This window comes from Streptomyces sp. NPDC058257, from assembly GCF_042881845.1.
Taxonomy (GTDB): domain Bacteria; phylum Actinomycetota; class Actinomycetes; order Streptomycetales; family Streptomycetaceae; genus Streptomyces.
Window position 1 is genome coordinate 220,148 of record NZ_JBHVXJ010000001.1, and the last position, 17,863, is coordinate 238,010.

Consider the following 17,863-nt stretch of genomic DNA (forward strand, 5'->3'; position numbering starts at 1 on the left):
GTCCTGTTCGGGCGTGAGGGGGACGGTGGTCGGCGGGGGCGGATCGGAGGGGCCGGCCTGCCCGGTGCGGGCGGCCGCACCGCGTCCCTCCTGACCGCCGCCGGTCAGGAGGGACGTGCCAGCCAGACATATTTGCCGGAGCGGCCGATCGGCAGGTCGGTCCGGTGCTCCAGGGTGCAGGGGCGGCCGGTGAGTTCCCCGACGAGCCCTTCGAGGTGCTCGGTCCGCGCCGCGTCGAGCGGGGTGCCGTCGAAGGTCGAGTAGCGCAGGGCGACGTCGTCGGACGCCTCGGACAGGCGCAGTTGGGCGAGGAAGACACGGTCGGACGCGTCGTGGACACGGGCGTCGAGGTCGGCTTGGGCGACCGGTCCGCCCGGCGCGTCGAGCAGTTCCTTCTCCCGGCCGCAGAAGGCCGCGATGCGCTCGGGGTCCGTGGAGCCGTCGAAGGTGCGCACACAGTCGCCGGAGCGGTAGCGCACGAGCGGCATGAAGGGGTTGCGCAGGCTGGTGACGATGAGGCAGTGGATGCCGCTGCCGGGGGCGACGGGGATGAGCTCGACGCTCATGTCGTCCAGGTGCGGCCGGTAGCGGCCGGTCTCGGGGTCGCTGGAGTAGAGATAGCCCAGTTCGGTGCTGCCGAAGAGGTCCACGACGGGGCAGTCGAAGTGCCGGTGCAACAGGGCCCGTACGTTCAGCGGGGTGTACTCGTAGGCGTGGACGATGCTGCCCGGCTGCGGGAACTCGTCCCAGAGTCCCCAGGCGTCCACCTTCTGTACGAGGTGGGCGAGGTGATAGCCCGAGCAGTCCAGATGGTAGGTGCCGGTGGGGTGGGCGTCGCTGATCCCGCGGATCTCGGCGAGCATGCGGCGGACCTCCGCCCGGTCCCAGTCGGCCGGGTCGAGGGTGTTGTTGAGGTAGAGCGTGCGGTCGTCGAGCCAGCGCTCTCCCGGGGTGGCGCCCGGATTCTTGGCGTTGACGCGGGCGACGTGCTCGGTGGCGAGCACGGTGGTCAGGGAGATGCGCTTGGCGCCCGCCTCCCAGGTGGCGCGCAGGTCGGGGTGTTCGCTCCAGAGCCGGTAGTAGGAGCGGAGCAGGAAGTACGGCGGCCGGATCAGCTGCATCCTGGCGTGGTTGGTACCGGTCGACAGGACGAACTCCGCCTCGCCCGACTCCAGGGCCGCGGCGAGGCCGGGCGTCATCCAGTTGTCCGGGAAGCCACGGGCGATCTCGGGCTTCTCCAGGATCGGGAAATCCCGCCGCGCGACGGACGCGCGGTAGATCGGGATGTCCCGGACCCGGTCGACGACGTGCGGGCTTGGCAGCGGGGTCATGTGGTCTCCGTGGGGGCGGGAGGGCCGGGGGGGCCGGCGCCGCGGGGCGGGGGGGCCCCGGGGGGGGGGGGGGGGGGGGGGGGGGGGGGGGGGGCGGGGGGGCCGGGCGCCCCCCCCCGGCGGCGGGGGCCACCCCGGCATGGGGGGATGCGGGTCAGGAGATACAGCCGCTCTTGCCGGCGACGCTGATGCAGCCGGCCTTCGGGGTGGCGCTGATGCAGCCGTCCTTGGCGCCCTGCGCCGAGTTGGCGGCCACCCACTTCGACCAGTTGGTGTCCTGGGTCATCTGCTTGATGAGCTTGTCCATGAGGGACCTCCTCGAGTGCCTGGGAAATTGCGGAACGGGCAACGAAATGGATCTTCATCGACCGCCGATCGAAGGTAAAGACATGGTCAATCGGATGTCAAGGGTTGGTCAAGCCGAGTGGCGCGAAATGGTTACTCGCATCATTCGAACGAATAGCGGAACGGCGAAGCGATCCGTCCCGAGCGACCTCCCGGTGGGCCTTTCACCTGCGACTTCGATCTCAGGATTGCGGCACTCCTGAGATCGGTCGCGTCTTCCGCCACGTCGATCCGCCGGATCGACGTGGCTTGACTGCCCGGGTCCGGCCGCCGGATCGGCAGCCGCGAGCACGCGTCGGCACTCACGTCGGCAGAGCCCGCGCCGCCTGGCCACGCCGACCGGGCCGAGGGCCCTCGGCGCCGCGGCGCCCACGCTCCCGCCCGGCCCGGACCGGAGGTCGGTCCCCTCCATCCGGTCCACCCCGCCGTCTCGTTCACATGCTCTCTATGTGAGACGGCGTTCCAGGATCTCTGCGCGATGCCTAAGGTGATGCGCATGTTCGGACCCGCTCGTCAGCTCGCTCTCGCGCTCTTCGCGGCCACGCCGTGGAGCGTCGACGACGCGCTCTGTCGCCGCTGACGCCTCGCTCCGCGCCCACGCGAGCACAGCCTGCGTGAGCACAGCCCGCGTGAGCACAGCCCGTCCGATCCCCTCTGCCGTTCCCGGAGACCCCCTTGACCACCGCTGCCGACGCAGGGGCGCCGCCCCGGTCCGCCCTGCTCGCCCCCGCCCCCACCTCCGCCCCGGCCCCTCCGACCGAGGCCTTGCCACCGGTCCGGCGGATACCGCTGGCGGTCGCGGGCGCCATCGGTGTCGCGCTCACCGGCTACGTCTTCGCGGAGCACGGGGCCAAGCCCGGTGTCCTGCTGCTGCTCGGCATCGGACTCGGGTTCGCCCTGTTCCACTCCCGGTTCGGCTTCACCTCCGCCTGGCGGCAGCTGGTGGCCGTCGGCAACGGCACCGGACTGCGCGCCCACACCCTGCTGCTCGGCACCACCGCGACGCTCTTCGCCCTGATCATCGGCACCGGCAGCGGCTTGTTCGGTTCAGTGCCCGCACCCAGTGCGGGGCCGATCGGAGTGGCGCTGCTCATCGGCGCATTCCTCTTCGCCATCGGCATGCAGCTCGGCGGCGCCTGTGCCTCCGGGACCCTCTTCGCCGTCGGTTCCGGCCAGGGCACCATCGTGCTCACCCTCCTCGGCTTCATCACCGGCTCCACGCTCGCCGCCTGGCAGTTCGGCCTCTGGAACAATCTGCCCGCGCTCGACCCGTATGTGCTCTCCGACCACGTCGGCTGGTTCGGCTCCTGGGCGGTGACGGTCGCGGCGCTCGCCGCGATCTGGTTCATCGCCCGCGCCGTGCAGGCCCGCCGCACTCCCCCGCCGGTCGGCACCCCGCCGTCGGCGCGCGGCGCCCTGCGCCGTACGGTGCGGGGCTCCTGGCCGCTGGCCGCGGGCGCCGTGGCCCTCGCGGTGCTCGGCGCCGGCGTGCTGCTCGTCTCGGGCGGCGCCTGGGGCGTCACCAGCGCGTTCGCCCTGTGGGGCTCGAAGGTCGTGGGCGTACTCGGTGGCACGCCTGAGGCCTGGGCATTCTGGCAAAAGCCCGATAGCGCGGCCCAGCTGTCGGGGCCGGTCCTAGCCGACAAGAACAGTCTCACCGACATCGGCATCATGGTCGGCGCGGCCGTCGCCGCGGCCTCCGGCGGCGTGTGGCAGCTGCACCGCGGCATCCCCGCCCGTACCGCGCTCGCCGCGGTCATCGGCGGCATTCTGATGGGCGTCGGCGCCCGTCTCGCGGGCGGCTGCAACATCGGCGCCTACCTCGCCGGCATCGCCTCCGGCTCCCTGCACGGCTGGATCTGGGCCGTCGTGGCCATCCTCGGCACCTGGGCCGGCCTGCGCCTGCGCCCGCTGTTCGGCCTGGGCAACCCGAAGCCGACGGACAGCGTCTGCTGACTCTTCGACGCACCCCGCCTCGTGGGTACGTACGCGGTGGAGCGGGCTGAGTGTGGAGTGGGCTGAGTGCGCACATGATGGACCAGGCTGCGTACGAACGTGGCAGTCCGGGCCACGGGATCGAGCGACCCGGACATCGCCTGCCTCGGCTCAGCCCAGCGCGTCCATCAGAGCGGTGACATAGGCATCCAGCCGCTCCCCCACGGCACGTGTCGTCAGCTCCGTCCTGCCGGCCTCCCGCCACGGCCGCGCCACCCACCGCACTTCCTCCGAGAACGCCAACGCGTCCCGCACCTGCCAGTACAGCCGCTCGCTCGCGGACGTGGCCAGCACCCCGCCGGCCTCCTCATAGGCCTCAGCGAACCGTAGACCCCACGCCGGGCCGTGCAGCAGCGCCAGATTGGCGGAGCAGTGCGCCACATCGAGATCCGCAGGGCCCCAGGAGGTCGCCGCCCAGTCGACGACTCCGGCGATCCGGGCTCCACCCGGCCCTGAAGGCGGCACGTCGAACAGCACATTGCCGGGCTGGAAGTCCCGGTGCAGGAATCGCCCTTCGTAGGGCGGCGTGGGCCTACGGATCACATCGATCGCCGAGGCCCATGCCGCCACGTCGGCGTCCTTGGGCACCACGACCGTGTCGGCGGTGGTCAACGCCACATACTTACGGGGCCGCGTGGCGGGCCGCAGCGCGTGGATCGCCACGAGCTGACGAGCCAGCGCAGGAACGCGTCTGTCCACTCCCTCATCATCGAGGACAGTACGGCCCGCCAGGTGTGTCATCAGGAGCGACGGATACTCGCAATGCGCGGCGGTCAGGTCAACCGCGATCAGCCCGGGAGCCGACACACCGCTCCCCGCGAGCAGGGTCAGAGCGCCCGCCTCCCGGTTCAGCCAGTCCTCGGCCTGTCTCACGTAGAACGGGTCGACGAAGCTCCGCAACACCAGGTCCCGGGTGCCACCGTCCCGCGCGGCGACGGTCAGCCGTCGCATCTCGGCCGTGATGCCTCCGTGCAGCGCCTCGGTTCTGACGACCCGTTCACCGGCCTCCAGGTGCCTGCTCAGCCAAGCCAGGGTCAACGGCCGGACAGCCACCGCCTCATCGTGGTTGCTCACGGTGCCACCTCATCATCCGGACAGCTGCGCGCGAAAGTGATTTAGGAGGCGGTGGCAGCGCCGAGGTCCTGACGGAGGAGGCCCGCGAAGCCGACCGCCCGGTCCAGCGATCCGACCGAGGCCGCCTCGCGATGACAGGATGTCCGTCGGGGAATCGGGGAGTCGGGGATCCGATGCGCGAGGTCATGGGGGCACGAGTGGCGGGAACAGCGCTTGAAGCATTGGACGAACTGCCGTGGGAGCGGCTGGAGTCGGCGCTCGCGCACCACTCTCCCAAGGCGATGCGGGCAGCGCTGCGTGGCCTGGCGCTCAAGGGCGCGGCGGCGACCGAGGAAGACTGCTACCCCCTGTACGACTGCTTCGCGCTGGGCACCGGACGCGTGACCTCCGTCGCAACCGCCGTACTGCCGTTCGTCGTTGGACTCGCCGCCGATCCGGACATGGGAGCCCGGGTCCCCCTCGTCCAACTGCTGGCGGGCTTGTCCGAGACGGCGGCCGAAGCCGATCCGGATCTGGTGGACGCGGGGTGGCACGAGCAATGGCGGCTCCAGCGCCCCCGAGTCGGTGCACTGCTCGCGGACCCTCTGCCCGAAGTGCGCAGGGAAGCCCTGCCCCTCGCAGCGAATGCCGGCGTGCTGCTGGAGCGGTGGCACACCGAGACGGACCCGACGGTGCGGCTGCCCGTGCTGCTCGCGCTGGGTACCGCCGCGGCCGACTCCGCTCACGCCGGGCAGGTGGACCGGGTACGGGAAGCGGTGGCCGAGGCGCTGCGGACGGAGGGTCCCGCCATGCGGGTCGCGGCCGTGCACGCCTGGGCGGCGTTCGATCCCCAGGCGGCGGTCCGTGAACTGGACCTGCTGGTGGAGGCCCTGTCCGACCCGGCCGCGCGTCCACAGTTCGAGGCGATCTGGTACGTGCCGGACGTCGACGGTGTCTTCACCCGTGAGGACGTCGTCTCCTGGACGGCCCACCTGTTCGAGGGCGTTCCGCGGACGGCACTCGCCTTCGTCGTGCGGCTCCTCGACGCGGCGCGCCACAACGGCGACACCCTGCTGTGCCGCGCCGCGTTGGACGAGGGGTGGCGGCTGCTGGTGGTCCATCCGGCCGCGGCGTCCGCGCTGTTGCCGCTCGCGGGCGCGCTGCTCGCCGAGCCGGACGACGGCGTACGGTACCGGGCAGCCCATCTGCTGGCCGTGCTGGGTGCGCGGGCGACTCCGTACGCGGACGAGTTGGCCGCGCTCCTCGACGACCCGGGCGAGGCCGAGTTCCTTGAGGGGACCGTCGGCGACCACGCTCGCTGGGCGCTGACCCGCATCGGCGACGAGCGCGCCCTGCCCGGCCTTGTCGAGCGGCTGTACGCGCCCTACCGGGGCCAGTACTCACGCGCCTACGTCATGGGTGAACCCCGCCTCCCAGAGGTCGAGGACGTCCTGACCCCGCTGCGGGCGCACGCGCCGGCCCTGCTGCCCACGGTGCGCGAGCTGCTCCGGGACGACGGCGTGGACGGCTCGCTGACCTGCTGCTTCCTGGCCGTCCTCACAGCGTGGGGGCCGGCCGCGGCGCCCGCGCTGCCGGAAGTGGTGGCCCTGCTGGACGACACCCGGTACTCGCTGCACGCCGTCGACGCGCTGGTGGCGATGGGACCGGCTGCCGAGTCGGCCGAGCCCGCGGTGCGCCACTGCACGGTCCTCGACCACCCCGGCAATCACCACAAGGTGGCGTGGGCGGCCTGGCGCCTGGGCGGCGACCGCGACGAGGCGCTTCAACTCATCGGTGAGGCGGTGCTGACCGCGCAGGGTCCGCTGTACGGTCCCGTGGGCTTCCTCGGCGATTTCGGACCGGCGGCCGCGCGCTATGCCGACCGGGTGCGGCATGTGATGGAGCACGGTGACACCTGGCTGCGGCTGCGTGCGGCGGTGGCACTGTGGTCGATCACCGGCGAGCCGAAACCGGCTCGATCCGTCATCGAGGAGTACCTCCTTCCCCTCGCCGATGGCGGCGACGCCTACGGCTCCTTCCTCGACGCGCTGCGCGCCCTCGCCAGGATCGGCTCGGTCTCGCCGGTCGCGCGGGCAGCTCTGCGTACGGTGCGCGGATCCGAGCGGCGGCTGTCGACGCACCGGGACCACCGCGCGTTCACGCAGGACGAGGAGATACGGTCCGCGATCGACGACGTCCTCGCCCTGCCCTGACGACCCCGGCGGGACGCTCCGTACACCTCGGCCCGCGTATCGGCGCCCGGGGCGGGATGCCCGCGTCGCGGTCGCCACCTACGTCGCCACTTAGGTGGAGGAGAGGCAGGCCGGGGCCCGTCCTGCCCGGCGCGGGCGGTGGCCGCGCGAAACCGGGCGGCCACGCCGGGAACATCCGGTCCGGCCCACACGGTTGCATCGACCGGGGCACCGGCACCACACGGGCGGGAGGACGGAGACCGCCAGGTCGTCCGCCCGCCAGGATCCGGGCTCTCGGAATCGCGCTGCACCAGTCGCGCACTCGGACGAAGACGTATTTCCACAACGTATTTCCACTACGTATTTCCACAGGAGGACTGTTTTATGACTGACCGGCCCTTGACGCTCATGGCAGTACACGCCCACCCCGACGACGAGGCCACCGGAACCGGAGGAGTCCTCGCGCGGTATGCCGCGGAAGGCATCCGCACGGTTCTCGTGACGTGTACCGACGGCGGTTGCGGTGACGGACCAGGGGGTGTCAAGCCGGGCGAGCCCGGGCACGATCCGGCGGCCGTCGCCTTGATGCGCCGTCAGGAACTCGAGGCGAGCTGTGAGGTCCTGAAGGTCAGCGATCTGGAGATGCTGGACTACGCCGACTCCGGGATGATCGGCTGGCCGAGCAACGACGCCCCCGGATCCTTCTGGCGGACCCCCGTGGAGGAAGGCGCCGCCCGACTTGCCGAACTCATGCGGCACTACCGGCCCGACGTGGTCGTCACCTACGACGAGAACGGCTTCTACGGCCACCCCGACCACATCCAGGCCCACCGCATCACGATGGCGGCGCTGGAGATGACCGCGCTGACACCGAAGGTGTACTGGACCACGATGCCCCGCTCGGCGATGCAGCAGTTCGGGGAGACCATGCGCGAGCTCGGGGACATGCCGGAGCCGGACCCTGCCGAGGCCGCCGCGATGGCCGAGATCGGCCTCCCCGACGACGAGATCACCACGTGGGTGGACACCACCGCGTTCAGCGGTCAGAAGTTCGACGCGCTGGCCGCGCACGCCAGCCAGGGCGAGAACATCTTCTTCCTCAAGATGGGCAAGGAGCGGTTCGGCGAGCTGATGGGCATGGAGACCTTCGTACGGGTCAAGGACGCCACCGGCGCGCCCGCGTCTGAGGACGATCTCTTCGCCGGACTGCGCTGAGCCGCCGCCCGTCAGGCCGGGGCCCGGGTCCGCTCACCGGCCGCACGGGCGCGATCCAGCGGGACGCACGCCCGGAGGCCAGTCCCCGCGAGTTCCGGCCGGGCGGCCCGCGCCCCGGCCCTCGCCGACGGCGTCGACGCGTGCCCGCACTGGGAGACCTGCGGGCCGCTGACTCGCAAGGCGCGCGACAGCACAGGTCACGAGCCCGGCTTGCTGCGTCGGTCAAGGGCAGACAGCGGCTGTCTCACGGTCTCCAGGTGCGCGGGAATTCGGCGGCCCGGGCGAGGATGCGGTGGGGGCCGTGCAGTTGGGCCAGGTTCGAGGCTTCCGGCCAGTGGCAGCGTCCCAGGGTGCGGACCAGGGCTGCGGCGCGCACAGGGCCGTCGTGGACGGGGAGTTGTTCGCGGTCACCGCGAACAGCAGCAGCCTGATGGCAGCGGGTGTGCTGGACGGGAACCTGGTGGTGGCGTGGCGTGGCGCCACGCCCGGTACCAACGCCCGGTACCAACGCCCGGTACCAACGCCCGTTGGAGAGCGGTGATCTCGTGGCCTCGTGCTGGACGGCGAGGCCACGGTGCGCCGGTTCAAGAGGGGACGGACCGGCGTACAGCGGCCCGCTGTTCCTCACCGGCCGTAAGGCCCCAGCAGGAACGCCACCGCTGGGCGTGTGCCCTGAGGCCTGCCGGACCCGACTCTGTCCTGCCGTCGGGCTGAGAGCCCTTCGATGAGAACACCGGGCTGTCGGCCAACCGCTCGCCTCACGGGCGGCAATGACCTCGACGCTACAGGCCCGCTCTCGCCACGAGCAGTCGACCAGAAGCGCCCGAACATCAGCGCGACGCTCTTCCTCCATCTTCCTCAATTTGCTGTAATAGCAAGCAGAATTGCCGACTTGCTCACGTCGAGCGCACCATCCACCCATCGACCCCACCGGTCGGTCCGCGACGCTCGGCCGTTTCGAGGCGTCCGTCGACCGGCCGTCGAACTGGTCGAGGTTCCCGGCCGGTGGTGAGCTCTGACGGCAGTGGCGGGTGACCGCCACATTGGAGAGGAAGACATTGTGTCCAGCGATCACTTCGGCGGCGACGACGCCTTGGCCGGGTACGACAGGTGGCGTCGGAGCCGATGGGAGGAGATGGCAGGCCCGGACGGGAAAGCGGGCCGCATCGCCTATCGGTTGATCACTCGTCCAGGTCAGGAAGTCCCCGAAGTTCCGGGGCGGTGGACCTCCACCGGCTTCTCGGGGACCCTGACGCTGGCCGCGGCCCACGCGGAGGGTGTGTCCGTCGATGGCCAGGCCGTGGACGGCTCGGTGGAACTGACCAGCGCAAGCCGACTGTCCTTCCCCGACGGGCGGCGCGGCACGATCGAGGAACTGCGCGGGGCCCATGTCCTGGTCGTGTGGGATCCGGCCGCACCCACTCTCGTCGGCCTGCGCGGGATCGAGGCGTGGCCGTGGGATCCGGCCTGGACCGTCGACGCGGAGTACCGTCCGGCCGAGGCCGGGCGCCTCCTGGAAGTGACCCGGCTGACCAGCCCGAGTATGCGGGACACCCTCCCGGCCCCTGGTGACTTCGTCTTCGATCTGCGAGGCGAGCGGCACACGCTCCGGGCGTTCGGTGTGGGCGGCGACACCCTGCTGATCACGTTCACCGACGGCACCAGCGGCACGGACACGCCCGGCATGGGCCGGTGGCTGATCCTGCCCCGGCCCAGCGAAGGCACGGAGGACGGCACGGGTACGGCCCGTATCGACTTCAACCGGGCCGTTGTTCCCCACCACATGTTCTCGGCGGCCTTCCCCTGCCCCCTGCCTCCCAGCGAGAACCGCCTCCCCCTGCGCGTCGAAGCGGGGGAACGCGCCCCCGTCTTCGAAGAAGAAGCGGCCGTCGGCACCACGACCGACTCCGCCGTCTGACATTCGCCGCAACCGGCGCACTCGAAAGGAAAAGACGATGACACCCGACCAGGACCTTCGCGCGGCAGCGGTGCACTACCTCCGGCAGTGGGAGGCACGGGACTACGCCACGATGCGATCCCTGTGCACCGACGCCGCCACCGTGTGGCACAACGACGGAAGCGGCGACCAGCCGATCGACGAGAACATGGAACTGCTCAGGCGACTCGCCGCAGACGTCGACACCCTCCGGTACGACATCGTGCGGCAGTTCCAGGACGGCGACGAAGTGCTTCAGCAGCAAGTACTCCACCTGACCATGACCGACGGGTCCCGCAGTGAGGTGCATGCGGCGATGTACTTCCGGTTCGACGGCGGCCTCATCGACCGCATCGACGAATACTTCAACGTCGTACCGCTGAATGAACCCATACCGTCGTCCGGATCGCCCGTCCGGCACTGATCGCGGCTGCTCCGGGCCAGTGCGTGACGTCGGCCTTCAAGACCTGATTGTGGTCTTGAAGGCCGACGCTGTCGTACGGGGTGGTGGCCTACGGCCGGGCGGGGCGGCCCGGTTGAGCTGTGCGCTGTCGCTCGGTCTTTCGCGGTGGATGCCCGGTTCCGCAGGCCGCGGGATGTCGGCCCGTACACGGGGTAGCCGGTGGTCGAAAGGTGGGGGTAGCACTGTCGCCGCGGGCTGTCGGACGCCGCTAGCTTCATGGCTGACCGCCACCGTTCAAGGACTTGGAGTCACCGACATGACGATGCGCCTACGTCCACTCTGGGCAGTCCTCGCAGGCGGTTTGGCCGCGGCAGGGCTCAGCGCTTGCGGGCCCGGGGAGACCTTCGAGGACGACGCGTCGCTGAAGGAGCAGATCACATCGGTGCGGCTGGACACGGGCACCGGCAGCGTCACGCTCCGCGGCCGGGAGGGCCTCGACAAGATCTCCGTACACCGCGAGATCACGTATCACGGGGACAAACCCGATGGATCGACCCATCGGGTCGATGAGGGGCGGTTGACCCTTGAGGGCTGCGGCGACGACTGCAAGGTGGACTACACGGTGGACGTCCCCGCCAAGGTGGCGGTCGACGGAGAGACGTCGAGAGGCGACGCCGATCTGTCCGATGTGGGACCAGTGGACCTGAAGACCGGCTCGGGCGACATCACGTTGGAAGGAGCGGCGGGAGAGGTGAAGGCCCGGACCTCCAACGGAAACATCAACGGGAAAGGCCTTCGGGGCAGCCGGATCGACACAGAGACCTCCAACGGCGAGATCGACCTGACCCCCGGAAAGGCGCAAGACATCCGCGCCAAGACCTCGAATGGAGAGTTGACGCTCAATCTGCCCGACAGCAGTTACCGGATCTCGGTGAAGACCGGCAACGGTGACAAGGACATAGGCGTCCGCAGCGATCCGTCCGGCGACCACCGGATCGAACTGACCAGCGGCAACGGAGACATCTCCGTCAATCCCGCGTGAGCGTCCGGGCGGTGCCCGGCTCTCCCGAACGACAGCAGTCGGACGCGCCAGGTTTCACAAGGCGTTGAGTGGCGACCCGGTCCGCATGGCCGAAGAGAGAAGAACCTCTGATGACAGCGCCGGAAACACTCGGCGCAACTCGAAGGCGACAGCTGCCAAGGGGCGGTCCACCGCGACTACAGGAGCACGCAAGGTGAACACCACTGCGCAGAAGGCGGAGCAGGAATCGGCTGCGGCCGCCGAGAAGGCGAAGGGGGCCGCCGGGGCGGCGGCCGACGCCGCCGGTTCTGGTACGCACTCGTTCGGTCTCGCGGCACAGCGTGCGAAGGAGGCGGCAGCGGCGGGTATCGAGAGTGGCGGCAAGACGGTGGTGTCCGCCGGCGGCAAGGTCGCTTCCACGGCGGTCGCCGGCTGGACCCTGCTGAAGAACCGCAAGGCCATCGCCGCGGGGGCCGTCGCCGGTCTGGTGAGTGTGGCCGGTGTCTCCTTCACCGCAGGGCGCCGGACAGCGAAGGTCCAGGGCGGACCGCTGACCCGGCTGACGCATGGTCGTATCTGACTTCTGCCGCGCGAACCAACCACTTCAGGCGTCAGGGTATGGAGGGCTCGGCCCCTCTCCACCCTGACGCCTGAAGTGGTATCGGGACATGAGGGGGTTGCGCGCGACCCCGTAGCGGTGAGGCGGAGTCAACTCGCGGCCGTGTGACGGCTCGTGGCCGTGCGAAGGCCGCGTCACCCGGCTGCGGCACGGTGCTGAAGCGTCCCGTCCCCGCGTGCGAACGGCGGGTACCCCCAGCCGGGACACCCGCCGCCCATACGCAGGGTGGGCCGCTACGCTCGCGGAAGATCAGGCAGCGAGCCCGTTGTCCACGACAGCGGAGAAGCCGAGCTTGTCCACCGCCTGGTAGTACGTCCAGGCGGTCGCGTCGCACGACGTCTTCTTCGCGCCGCTGTAGCCCGCGCACACTCTCTTCAGGTCGGCGTAGAAGGCGCTGTCGATGCGTGCCTTGTTCGCGTCGAAGGTGCCCGCCTCCTTGTAGTTGCGGTAGCCGAAGTCATGCCGCGCACAGGATGTCTGGAAGGGGAAGCCGAAGGGGTTGTCGGGGGACGATGAGCAGTAGTCCGTGGACCAGTTGAACTTGTACTCGCTCCACGCACCCTGGTTGGCACGGGCCGCGACCCAGGCGTTGTAGCTGCCCGCGTCGGTCTGGGACCAGTTGCTGAGCACCTTCGCTTTGTCGGCCGGTACGGCGGCGGCCGGTGCGGCAGCGGCTCCGATCGCGAGGGTGAGGGAAGCGGCGCTCACGGCGAGAGCGGACAGTCGACGACGCATGAGGTTTCCTCCGGTGGGAGTGGTCGGTAGTGATACGGACAGCGAAGCGATGAGTCAACTCACCTGCGGTCAGGGAGAGTTCGTGAGACTCAAGGACAGTTGTGTTCTTGCCAGACGACAGACACGACACACCTGGACCGCCGGGGCGTGTCGGCGTACCGAACAACCCGTGCCACACCGGCAGTTCGCGGCTCGGCGCACGGGCCGCGGGCGAGAGACCCGGCAGCCGCCGCGAGCCGGGCCGGCTTGTGGGCAGCCAGCAGCGCCTCACGGCCACGCCCGGCGGGAATCGCGAGGCCGAGGCCGACCGGGGTCTCCGCCAGCGCGTGGACTGCCAGATCCCCGTGCGCGACGGACGCGAAGTGGACGGGAGTCGCCTGGCCGCCACGCCGCACGGCTGCCGTGCAGCCATGGACGACACCGCAGTACGGGCACGGCCCGTCGTCGATCACGACGCATTCCGGCCCGGCGGCCCCCAGCACACCGGACAGCAGCAGCCGCAGTCCGGCGCGGCTGTCCCGCTCCCTGTCCGGCGGGAGCGAGGCGAGCAGCTGGGTGCGCAGCTCGACGGAGGCGATAGGGCGGGTCGCCGCAGGTGGCGGGGTCATGAGGTCGAGCGCGGGCGCGGGCAGCAGGGCATGCGCACGTGCCCAGCCGCCGTCGGGGTTGGTGGGCGGCAACCGGAATCCGCTCTCGTCCATGGCTCGTACCTCCAGTTGTGCCGTGGAATCAGGGCCGGGCGGCGGCCATCTGCTCCATGAGCGCGACGAACCCACCCGTCCTCGCGTCGAAGCGCGGGGACGCCATGAAGCCCTGGGTGTCGGAAATGCTGTTGAGACCGCCGATGTAGCCGGATCCGGTGTCGTAGTCGTAGTCCAGAAGCCAGGGCGAACCGCTGGAGCCCGGCGTCATGTTGGCGCACTCCACCTGCCACAGGTTCAGCGGTGGCGCGGTGGGTTCGATCAAGTCCGTGCAGAATTCCTGGTGTTCACCGTCGTAGGGCGGACCCGAGTAGCCCATGACCGACACTTCCTCGCCCGTGCGGGCGTCAGGCGCGATCTGGTATCCGCCCGCCGCCTCGACCACCGTCTGGCCCTTGGCGTTGTCGTTGGTGATGACCATGCCGTAGTCGTGCTCCCAGTCCGGCTTGGTGCCGCTGCTCCACAGCGGCGACGTGGCGATGTTCCAGGCCGTGAATCTGCCGAACGGCTCGTTGCCGTCTTGGCGCGCCGGAATGAAGACGACGTTCTTCATCCATGTGCCGCCCGGCCCTTCGTGGAGGCAGTGGGCGGCCGTCAGGACGAGGAGCTCGGAATCGCTGTCCACAGCAGTCGCGGTGCAGTAGTCCGGTTTCCCGTTGGCATGCTCGAAGACGAGCTTGCCGACGGCGGTGGAGTACGGGCCGTCCACGGCGGCGGTGACGCGCGGATCGGCGCGCTCGCCGGTGGACGCCGCCTTCGGCCCGTCCTTCTCGCCGGTGGCGCGGCGGACCCGCTCCGGCGTCCAGTAGTCCAGGAGGGCCTGTTGCTTCCGTGCGGCGGAGCCGCCCCGCGCGCCGGGTACATCGATCACGGCGGCACGGCTGACGACGCCCGGGTCGCCGGGCGCCGACGCCTGGGCCGGCGAACCGGCCACGAGCCCGGAGACGGCGACGGCCAACGCCGCCAGCAAGGCCCTCAGACGGGTTCTTCGGCGGGGGCCGGGCCGGGGCCTGGCACTGCTGTGATCCTCAGACACAGTTGAGTTCCTTTCGTGGCGTGTCGTGGACGAACCGCTCGGCGGACAGCGCCGAGACGTCGACGAACGGCTCGCGCCCCAGGTAGAGGTCGCGCATCACTTCGCCCACCGCCGGTCCCTGCAGGAAGCCGTGGCCGGAGAAGCCGGCCGCGTACAGGAACCGGCCCGGCCCGGGAGCCTCGCCGATGAGCGCGTTGTGGTCGGGGGTGACTTCGTAGAGTCCGGCCCACCCCGTGGCGATGTCCGCGTCGAGGAGCTGTGGAGCCCGGACGGACATGGCCTCGGAGAGCCGGGGAAACCAGGTGTCCGAACGGGACAGGTCGAACCCCGGGGCCTGATCGGGGTCGGACATACCGATCAGCACGCCCGGCCCCTCTCCGTGGAAGTAGAAGCTGGTCGAAAAGTCGATCGTCATGGGGATGCGCGAGGGCGCGTCCGGCAATGGCGCGGTGACGAGGATCTGGCGCCGGTACGGCACCACGGGAAGGTCGACCCCGGCCATCGCTCCGAGCGCCGCCGACCAGGCACCGGCCGCGCAGATCACGGTGTCCGCCATGACCGTGCCACGGTCGGTCACTACCCGGGTGGCTTCAGAAGCAGTCACTCCCCGCTCCACGCCACCGACGTGACAACCCGTCACCAGACGGGCGCCGAGCCGTCGGGCGGCCGTCGCGTACCCGAGCACCACCGACTCCGGTGAGCAGTAGCCGTCGTCGGGCGAGTACGCCGCGGCCAGCACGCCGTCCGCGGAGATCAACGGGGAAAGCTCGCGGGCCTCGGCGGCGTCCAGCATGCGGCTGGGCACGCCGAGTCCGTTCTGCACGGCTACGGTGCGTTCGAACACGGCGACGTCCTCCGCTCGCGTGAGCAGGAAGAGATAGCCCTCCCGGTGCAGGTCGATCTCCTGGCCCGGGCGACGCCCGAAGTCCTGGAACAACTCCAGGCTTCGGGCCCCCAGGCGGATGTTGACGGCATCCGAGAACTGGGCGCGGACACCGCCCGCCGCCTTGCTGGTGGACCCCGATCCCAACGCGTCCCGCTCAAGGAGCAGCACGTCCCGGACACCGGCCTCCGCGAGGTGGAAGGCGATGCTGGTGCCCATCACGCCACCGCCGACGATCACCACCTCCGCGGCGGAGGGGAGTTCCGACGTACGCTCTCCCCCTCCCATCAGCTGGCCAGTCCTGCGGCGGCGTCCGGGGCGAAGACAGGCATATGGCGTGGCAGCGCGCCCCATACCCGCGGCGTGAAGAAGTGCCCGCCGGGCAGAACCTCCTGCGAGAACGGCCCGTCCGTCAGGTCCGCCCAGCCCTCGTGCAGCGGACTCAGCTCGGCCTCGCCCACCATGAAGTGGATGCCGGCCCGCAGCCGCTCCCCGGGCTCGTACCGGTAGGAGGCGTAGGCGGCCATGTCCATACGCAGCAGATCTACGGCGAGAGACCGCAGATCGGGGTCGGCGAGCACGGCGCGCGGGGCGCCGCCCGTGGCCTGGAGCCAGGACGCCAGGTCTTCGTCCGGCGCGGCGGCCAGGGCGGCCGAGCCGGTTCCGGTCCAGTTCCGCGGGGCGATGTGCCCGGAAAGGACCAGGCTCTCCGGCCCTTCGGCGCCCCGGGCCTGGAGCGCGCGGGCGGCCTCGTAGGCGACCAACGCACCCATGCTGTGCCCGTAGAGCACGTAGGGCGCACGCACTTCGTTCTGGAGAGCCGTCACGCAGTCGTCGACCAGGCCCTGCCAGCCGCCGATGATCTGGTCGCCGAAGCGGGATTCACGGCCCGGGTAGCACAAGGCGCGCAGCTCTATGTCGACCGGCAACTTCCGGGCCCAGGGCCGGAATCCGACGGTGCCGCCACCCGCGAAGCTGAGGCAGATCAGCCGACGGGATGCCCAGGGGCGCGGGTGCGGCCGGGATATTCGGTTCATGATCGCTCCTCAGCTGCCGACTCTTCCTTGAGTACGTCGCGCAGCGCCTCGAGGGCGGTGGCGAGTTCGGTCTCCGACACCGAAAGCGGCGGCCGCAGCCGCAGTTCGCGCTCGCCGGACCCGAGGAAGATCACCCCGTGTTTGCCGAAGGCCCGCGCGAGGATCCGGTTGCGCACCTCCTGGTCCGGCAGGGTGATGGCGCACATCAGGCCGCGACCGCGCGGGGCGCTGACGAGTTCCGGAATGTCTGCGGCGAGTTCGCGCAACCCCTTGAGCAGATACGCGCCGGTGGTGCGGGCCGCGGTGAAGAGCCCTTCCCGCTCGACGACTTCCAGGATCCGGGTGGCCCTGACCATGTCGGTCAGGTTGCCGCCCCAGGTGGAGCTGAGGCGGCTCGACGCGCGGAAGGCGTTGTTCTCGACCTCCAGGACACGTCGGCCGCCGAGGACACCGCACACCTGGGTCTTCTTGCCGAAGGCGATCAGGTCGGGCCGCAGGCCGAGGGTGTCGCAGGCCCAGCGGTCCCCGGTGAGGCCGAAGCCGGACTGCACCTCGTCCGCGACGAAGAGGGCGTCGTGGGTGCGGCACAGCTCGGCCATGGCGGTCAGGAACTGCGGGCGCAGATGACGGTCGCCCCCCTCGCCCTGGATGGGCTCGAAGATGAAGCAGGCGATCTCGTCGGGGAAGCGGCGGAAGGCGGCCCCGGCGGCGGCGAGGGCCTGCAACTCCTCGTCCAGGAGGTCCGGCTCGTCCCAGCGGTCCATGTCGTTCACGGCCGGGCTGGGGATGCGCGGCCAGTCGAAGACCGGGAAGTCCCGGATCTTGGACGGGTCGGTATTGGTCAGCGACATGGTGTAGCCGGTGCGGCCGTGGAAGGCGAGTTCCAGGTGCAGGGCACGCGATCCGCGCACCGCGATGCCGCGTGCCGCGTTGTGCTGGGTCTTCCAGTCGAAGGCGACCTTCAGGGCGTTCTCGACGGCGAGCGCGCCGCCGTCGATGAAGAAGACGTACGGCATGTCGTCCGCGGCGAGCGCCTTCATGAAGGCGGTGGCGAACCTGATCTGCTCGCCGGTGCCGAAGTCGGGGTTGGCCGGCTTCATGCGGGAGGCGGCGAGCAGGGCCTCGTCGAGTGCCGAGTCGCCGTGCAGTCCTGGGTGGTTGTGGCCCAGCGGAGCGGAGGCGTAGAACATCGACATGTCGAGGTAGCGGGAGCCGTCCCGCTCGTCCACCAGCCAGCAGCCGTTGCTGGCACGGACGTCCACGAGGACATCGGCGAAGTCACCGGTGACATGGGTGCGGAGATAGTCGAGCGTGGTGTTGCTCATGGGGTGTTCCTCCCTAGGAGTGTCGGGTAGCGGCCT

At 70.5% G+C, this 17,863-nt stretch carries 16 protein-coding genes; 7 read left to right on the forward strand and 9 right to left on the reverse strand.

Annotated elements, in window-relative coordinates:
• Nucleotides 1-104: 104 nt before the first annotated feature.
• Nucleotides 105-1,331 (reverse strand): hypothetical protein, encoded by a 1,227-nt coding sequence (locus ACFVXC_RS00950; RefSeq protein ID WP_389900295.1) that lies wholly within the window; start codon nt 1,329-1,331, stop codon nt 105-107.
• 154 nt (nt 1,332-1,485) lie between these two features.
• Nucleotides 1,486-1,638, reverse strand: a complete 153-nt coding sequence (locus tag ACFVXC_RS00955; RefSeq protein ID WP_202120919.1) for a hypothetical protein — start codon at nt 1,636-1,638, stop codon at nt 1,486-1,488.
• 713 nt (nt 1,639-2,351) lie between these two features.
• On the opposite strand from ACFVXC_RS00955, the gene ACFVXC_RS00960 reads away from it, so the two are divergent.
• Nucleotides 2,352-3,632 (forward strand): YeeE/YedE family protein, encoded by a 1,281-nt coding sequence (locus ACFVXC_RS00960; protein WP_389900296.1) that lies wholly within the window; start codon nt 2,352-2,354, stop codon nt 3,630-3,632.
• 150 nt (nt 3,633-3,782) lie between these two features.
• On the opposite strand, the gene ACFVXC_RS00965 is transcribed toward ACFVXC_RS00960, so the two are convergent.
• Complete coding sequence (locus ACFVXC_RS00965; protein ID WP_389900297.1) at nt 3,783-4,745, reverse strand: phosphotransferase family protein; 963 nt, start codon at nt 4,743-4,745, stop codon at nt 3,783-3,785.
• Nucleotides 4,746-4,918: 173 nt separating this feature from the next.
• Here ACFVXC_RS00965 and ACFVXC_RS00970 point away from each other — a divergent pair, with 173 nt between their 5' ends.
• The 6 genes from ACFVXC_RS00970 (at nt 4,919) to ACFVXC_RS00995 (ending at nt 12,071) form a co-directional block, all read left to right on the forward strand.
• Complete coding sequence (locus ACFVXC_RS00970) at nt 4,919-6,937, forward strand: hypothetical protein (protein ID WP_389900298.1); 2,019 nt, start codon at nt 4,919-4,921, stop codon at nt 6,935-6,937.
• A 363-nt stretch (nt 6,938-7,300) separates the two neighbouring features.
• On the forward strand, nt 7,301-8,131 hold the full coding sequence (locus tag ACFVXC_RS00975; RefSeq protein ID WP_389900299.1) for a PIG-L family deacetylase: 831 nt from the start codon (nt 7,301-7,303) through the stop codon (nt 8,129-8,131).
• Nucleotides 8,132-9,191: 1,060 nt separating this feature from the next.
• Nucleotides 9,192-10,049 carry a DUF1684 domain-containing protein gene (locus ACFVXC_RS00980; protein ID WP_389900300.1) on the forward strand — a complete coding sequence of 286 codons (858 nt, stop codon included), beginning with the start codon at nt 9,192-9,194 and terminating at the stop codon, nt 10,047-10,049.
• 37 nt (nt 10,050-10,086) lie between these two features.
• The gene (locus tag ACFVXC_RS00985; protein WP_389900301.1) at nt 10,087-10,491 is read left to right on the forward strand and encodes a nuclear transport factor 2 family protein; all 405 of its coding nucleotides are present in this window, start codon (nt 10,087-10,089) and stop codon (nt 10,489-10,491) included.
• A 295-nt stretch (nt 10,492-10,786) separates the two neighbouring features.
• The gene (locus ACFVXC_RS00990) at nt 10,787-11,512 is read left to right on the forward strand and encodes a DUF4097 domain-containing protein (RefSeq protein WP_389900302.1); all 726 of its coding nucleotides are present in this window, start codon (nt 10,787-10,789) and stop codon (nt 11,510-11,512) included.
• A 193-nt stretch (nt 11,513-11,705) separates the two neighbouring features.
• The gene (locus ACFVXC_RS00995) at nt 11,706-12,071 is read left to right on the forward strand and encodes a hypothetical protein (RefSeq protein ID WP_389900303.1); all 366 of its coding nucleotides are present in this window, start codon (nt 11,706-11,708) and stop codon (nt 12,069-12,071) included.
• Between the two features lie 288 nt (nt 12,072-12,359).
• Here ACFVXC_RS00995 and ACFVXC_RS01000 read toward each other — a convergent pair whose 3' ends face one another.
• From ACFVXC_RS01000 to lat, 6 genes are all read right to left on the reverse strand, one after another.
• Complete coding sequence (locus tag ACFVXC_RS01000) at nt 12,360-12,845, reverse strand: phospholipase (RefSeq protein WP_389900304.1); 486 nt, start codon at nt 12,843-12,845, stop codon at nt 12,360-12,362.
• A gap of 89 nt (nt 12,846-12,934) precedes the next feature.
• Nucleotides 12,935-13,546 (reverse strand): hypothetical protein, encoded by a 612-nt coding sequence (locus tag ACFVXC_RS01005; protein ID WP_389900305.1) that lies wholly within the window; start codon nt 13,544-13,546, stop codon nt 12,935-12,937.
• A 28-nt stretch (nt 13,547-13,574) separates the two neighbouring features.
• Nucleotides 13,575-14,582, reverse strand: coding sequence for a trypsin-like serine peptidase (locus ACFVXC_RS01010; protein WP_389900306.1), 1,008 nt, complete (start codon nt 14,580-14,582; stop codon nt 13,575-13,577).
• Nucleotides 14,575-15,753 (reverse strand): NAD(P)/FAD-dependent oxidoreductase, encoded by a 1,179-nt coding sequence (locus ACFVXC_RS01015; RefSeq protein ID WP_389900307.1) that lies wholly within the window; start codon nt 15,751-15,753, stop codon nt 14,575-14,577. Before ACFVXC_RS01015 ends, ACFVXC_RS01010 begins: the two co-directional genes overlap by 8 nt.
• A complete protein-coding gene (locus ACFVXC_RS01020) occupies nt 15,753-16,502 on the reverse strand; it encodes a thioesterase II family protein (RefSeq protein ID WP_389900308.1) in 750 nt (249 codons plus the stop codon). The genes ACFVXC_RS01015 and ACFVXC_RS01020 overlap by 1 nt, the downstream gene beginning before the upstream one ends.
• On the reverse strand, nt 16,499-17,827 hold the full coding sequence (lat, locus tag ACFVXC_RS01025) for an L-lysine 6-transaminase (RefSeq protein WP_389900309.1): 1,329 nt from the start codon (nt 17,825-17,827) through the stop codon (nt 16,499-16,501). The genes ACFVXC_RS01020 and lat overlap by 4 nt, the downstream gene beginning before the upstream one ends.
• Nucleotides 17,828-17,863: the final 36 nt, after the last annotated feature.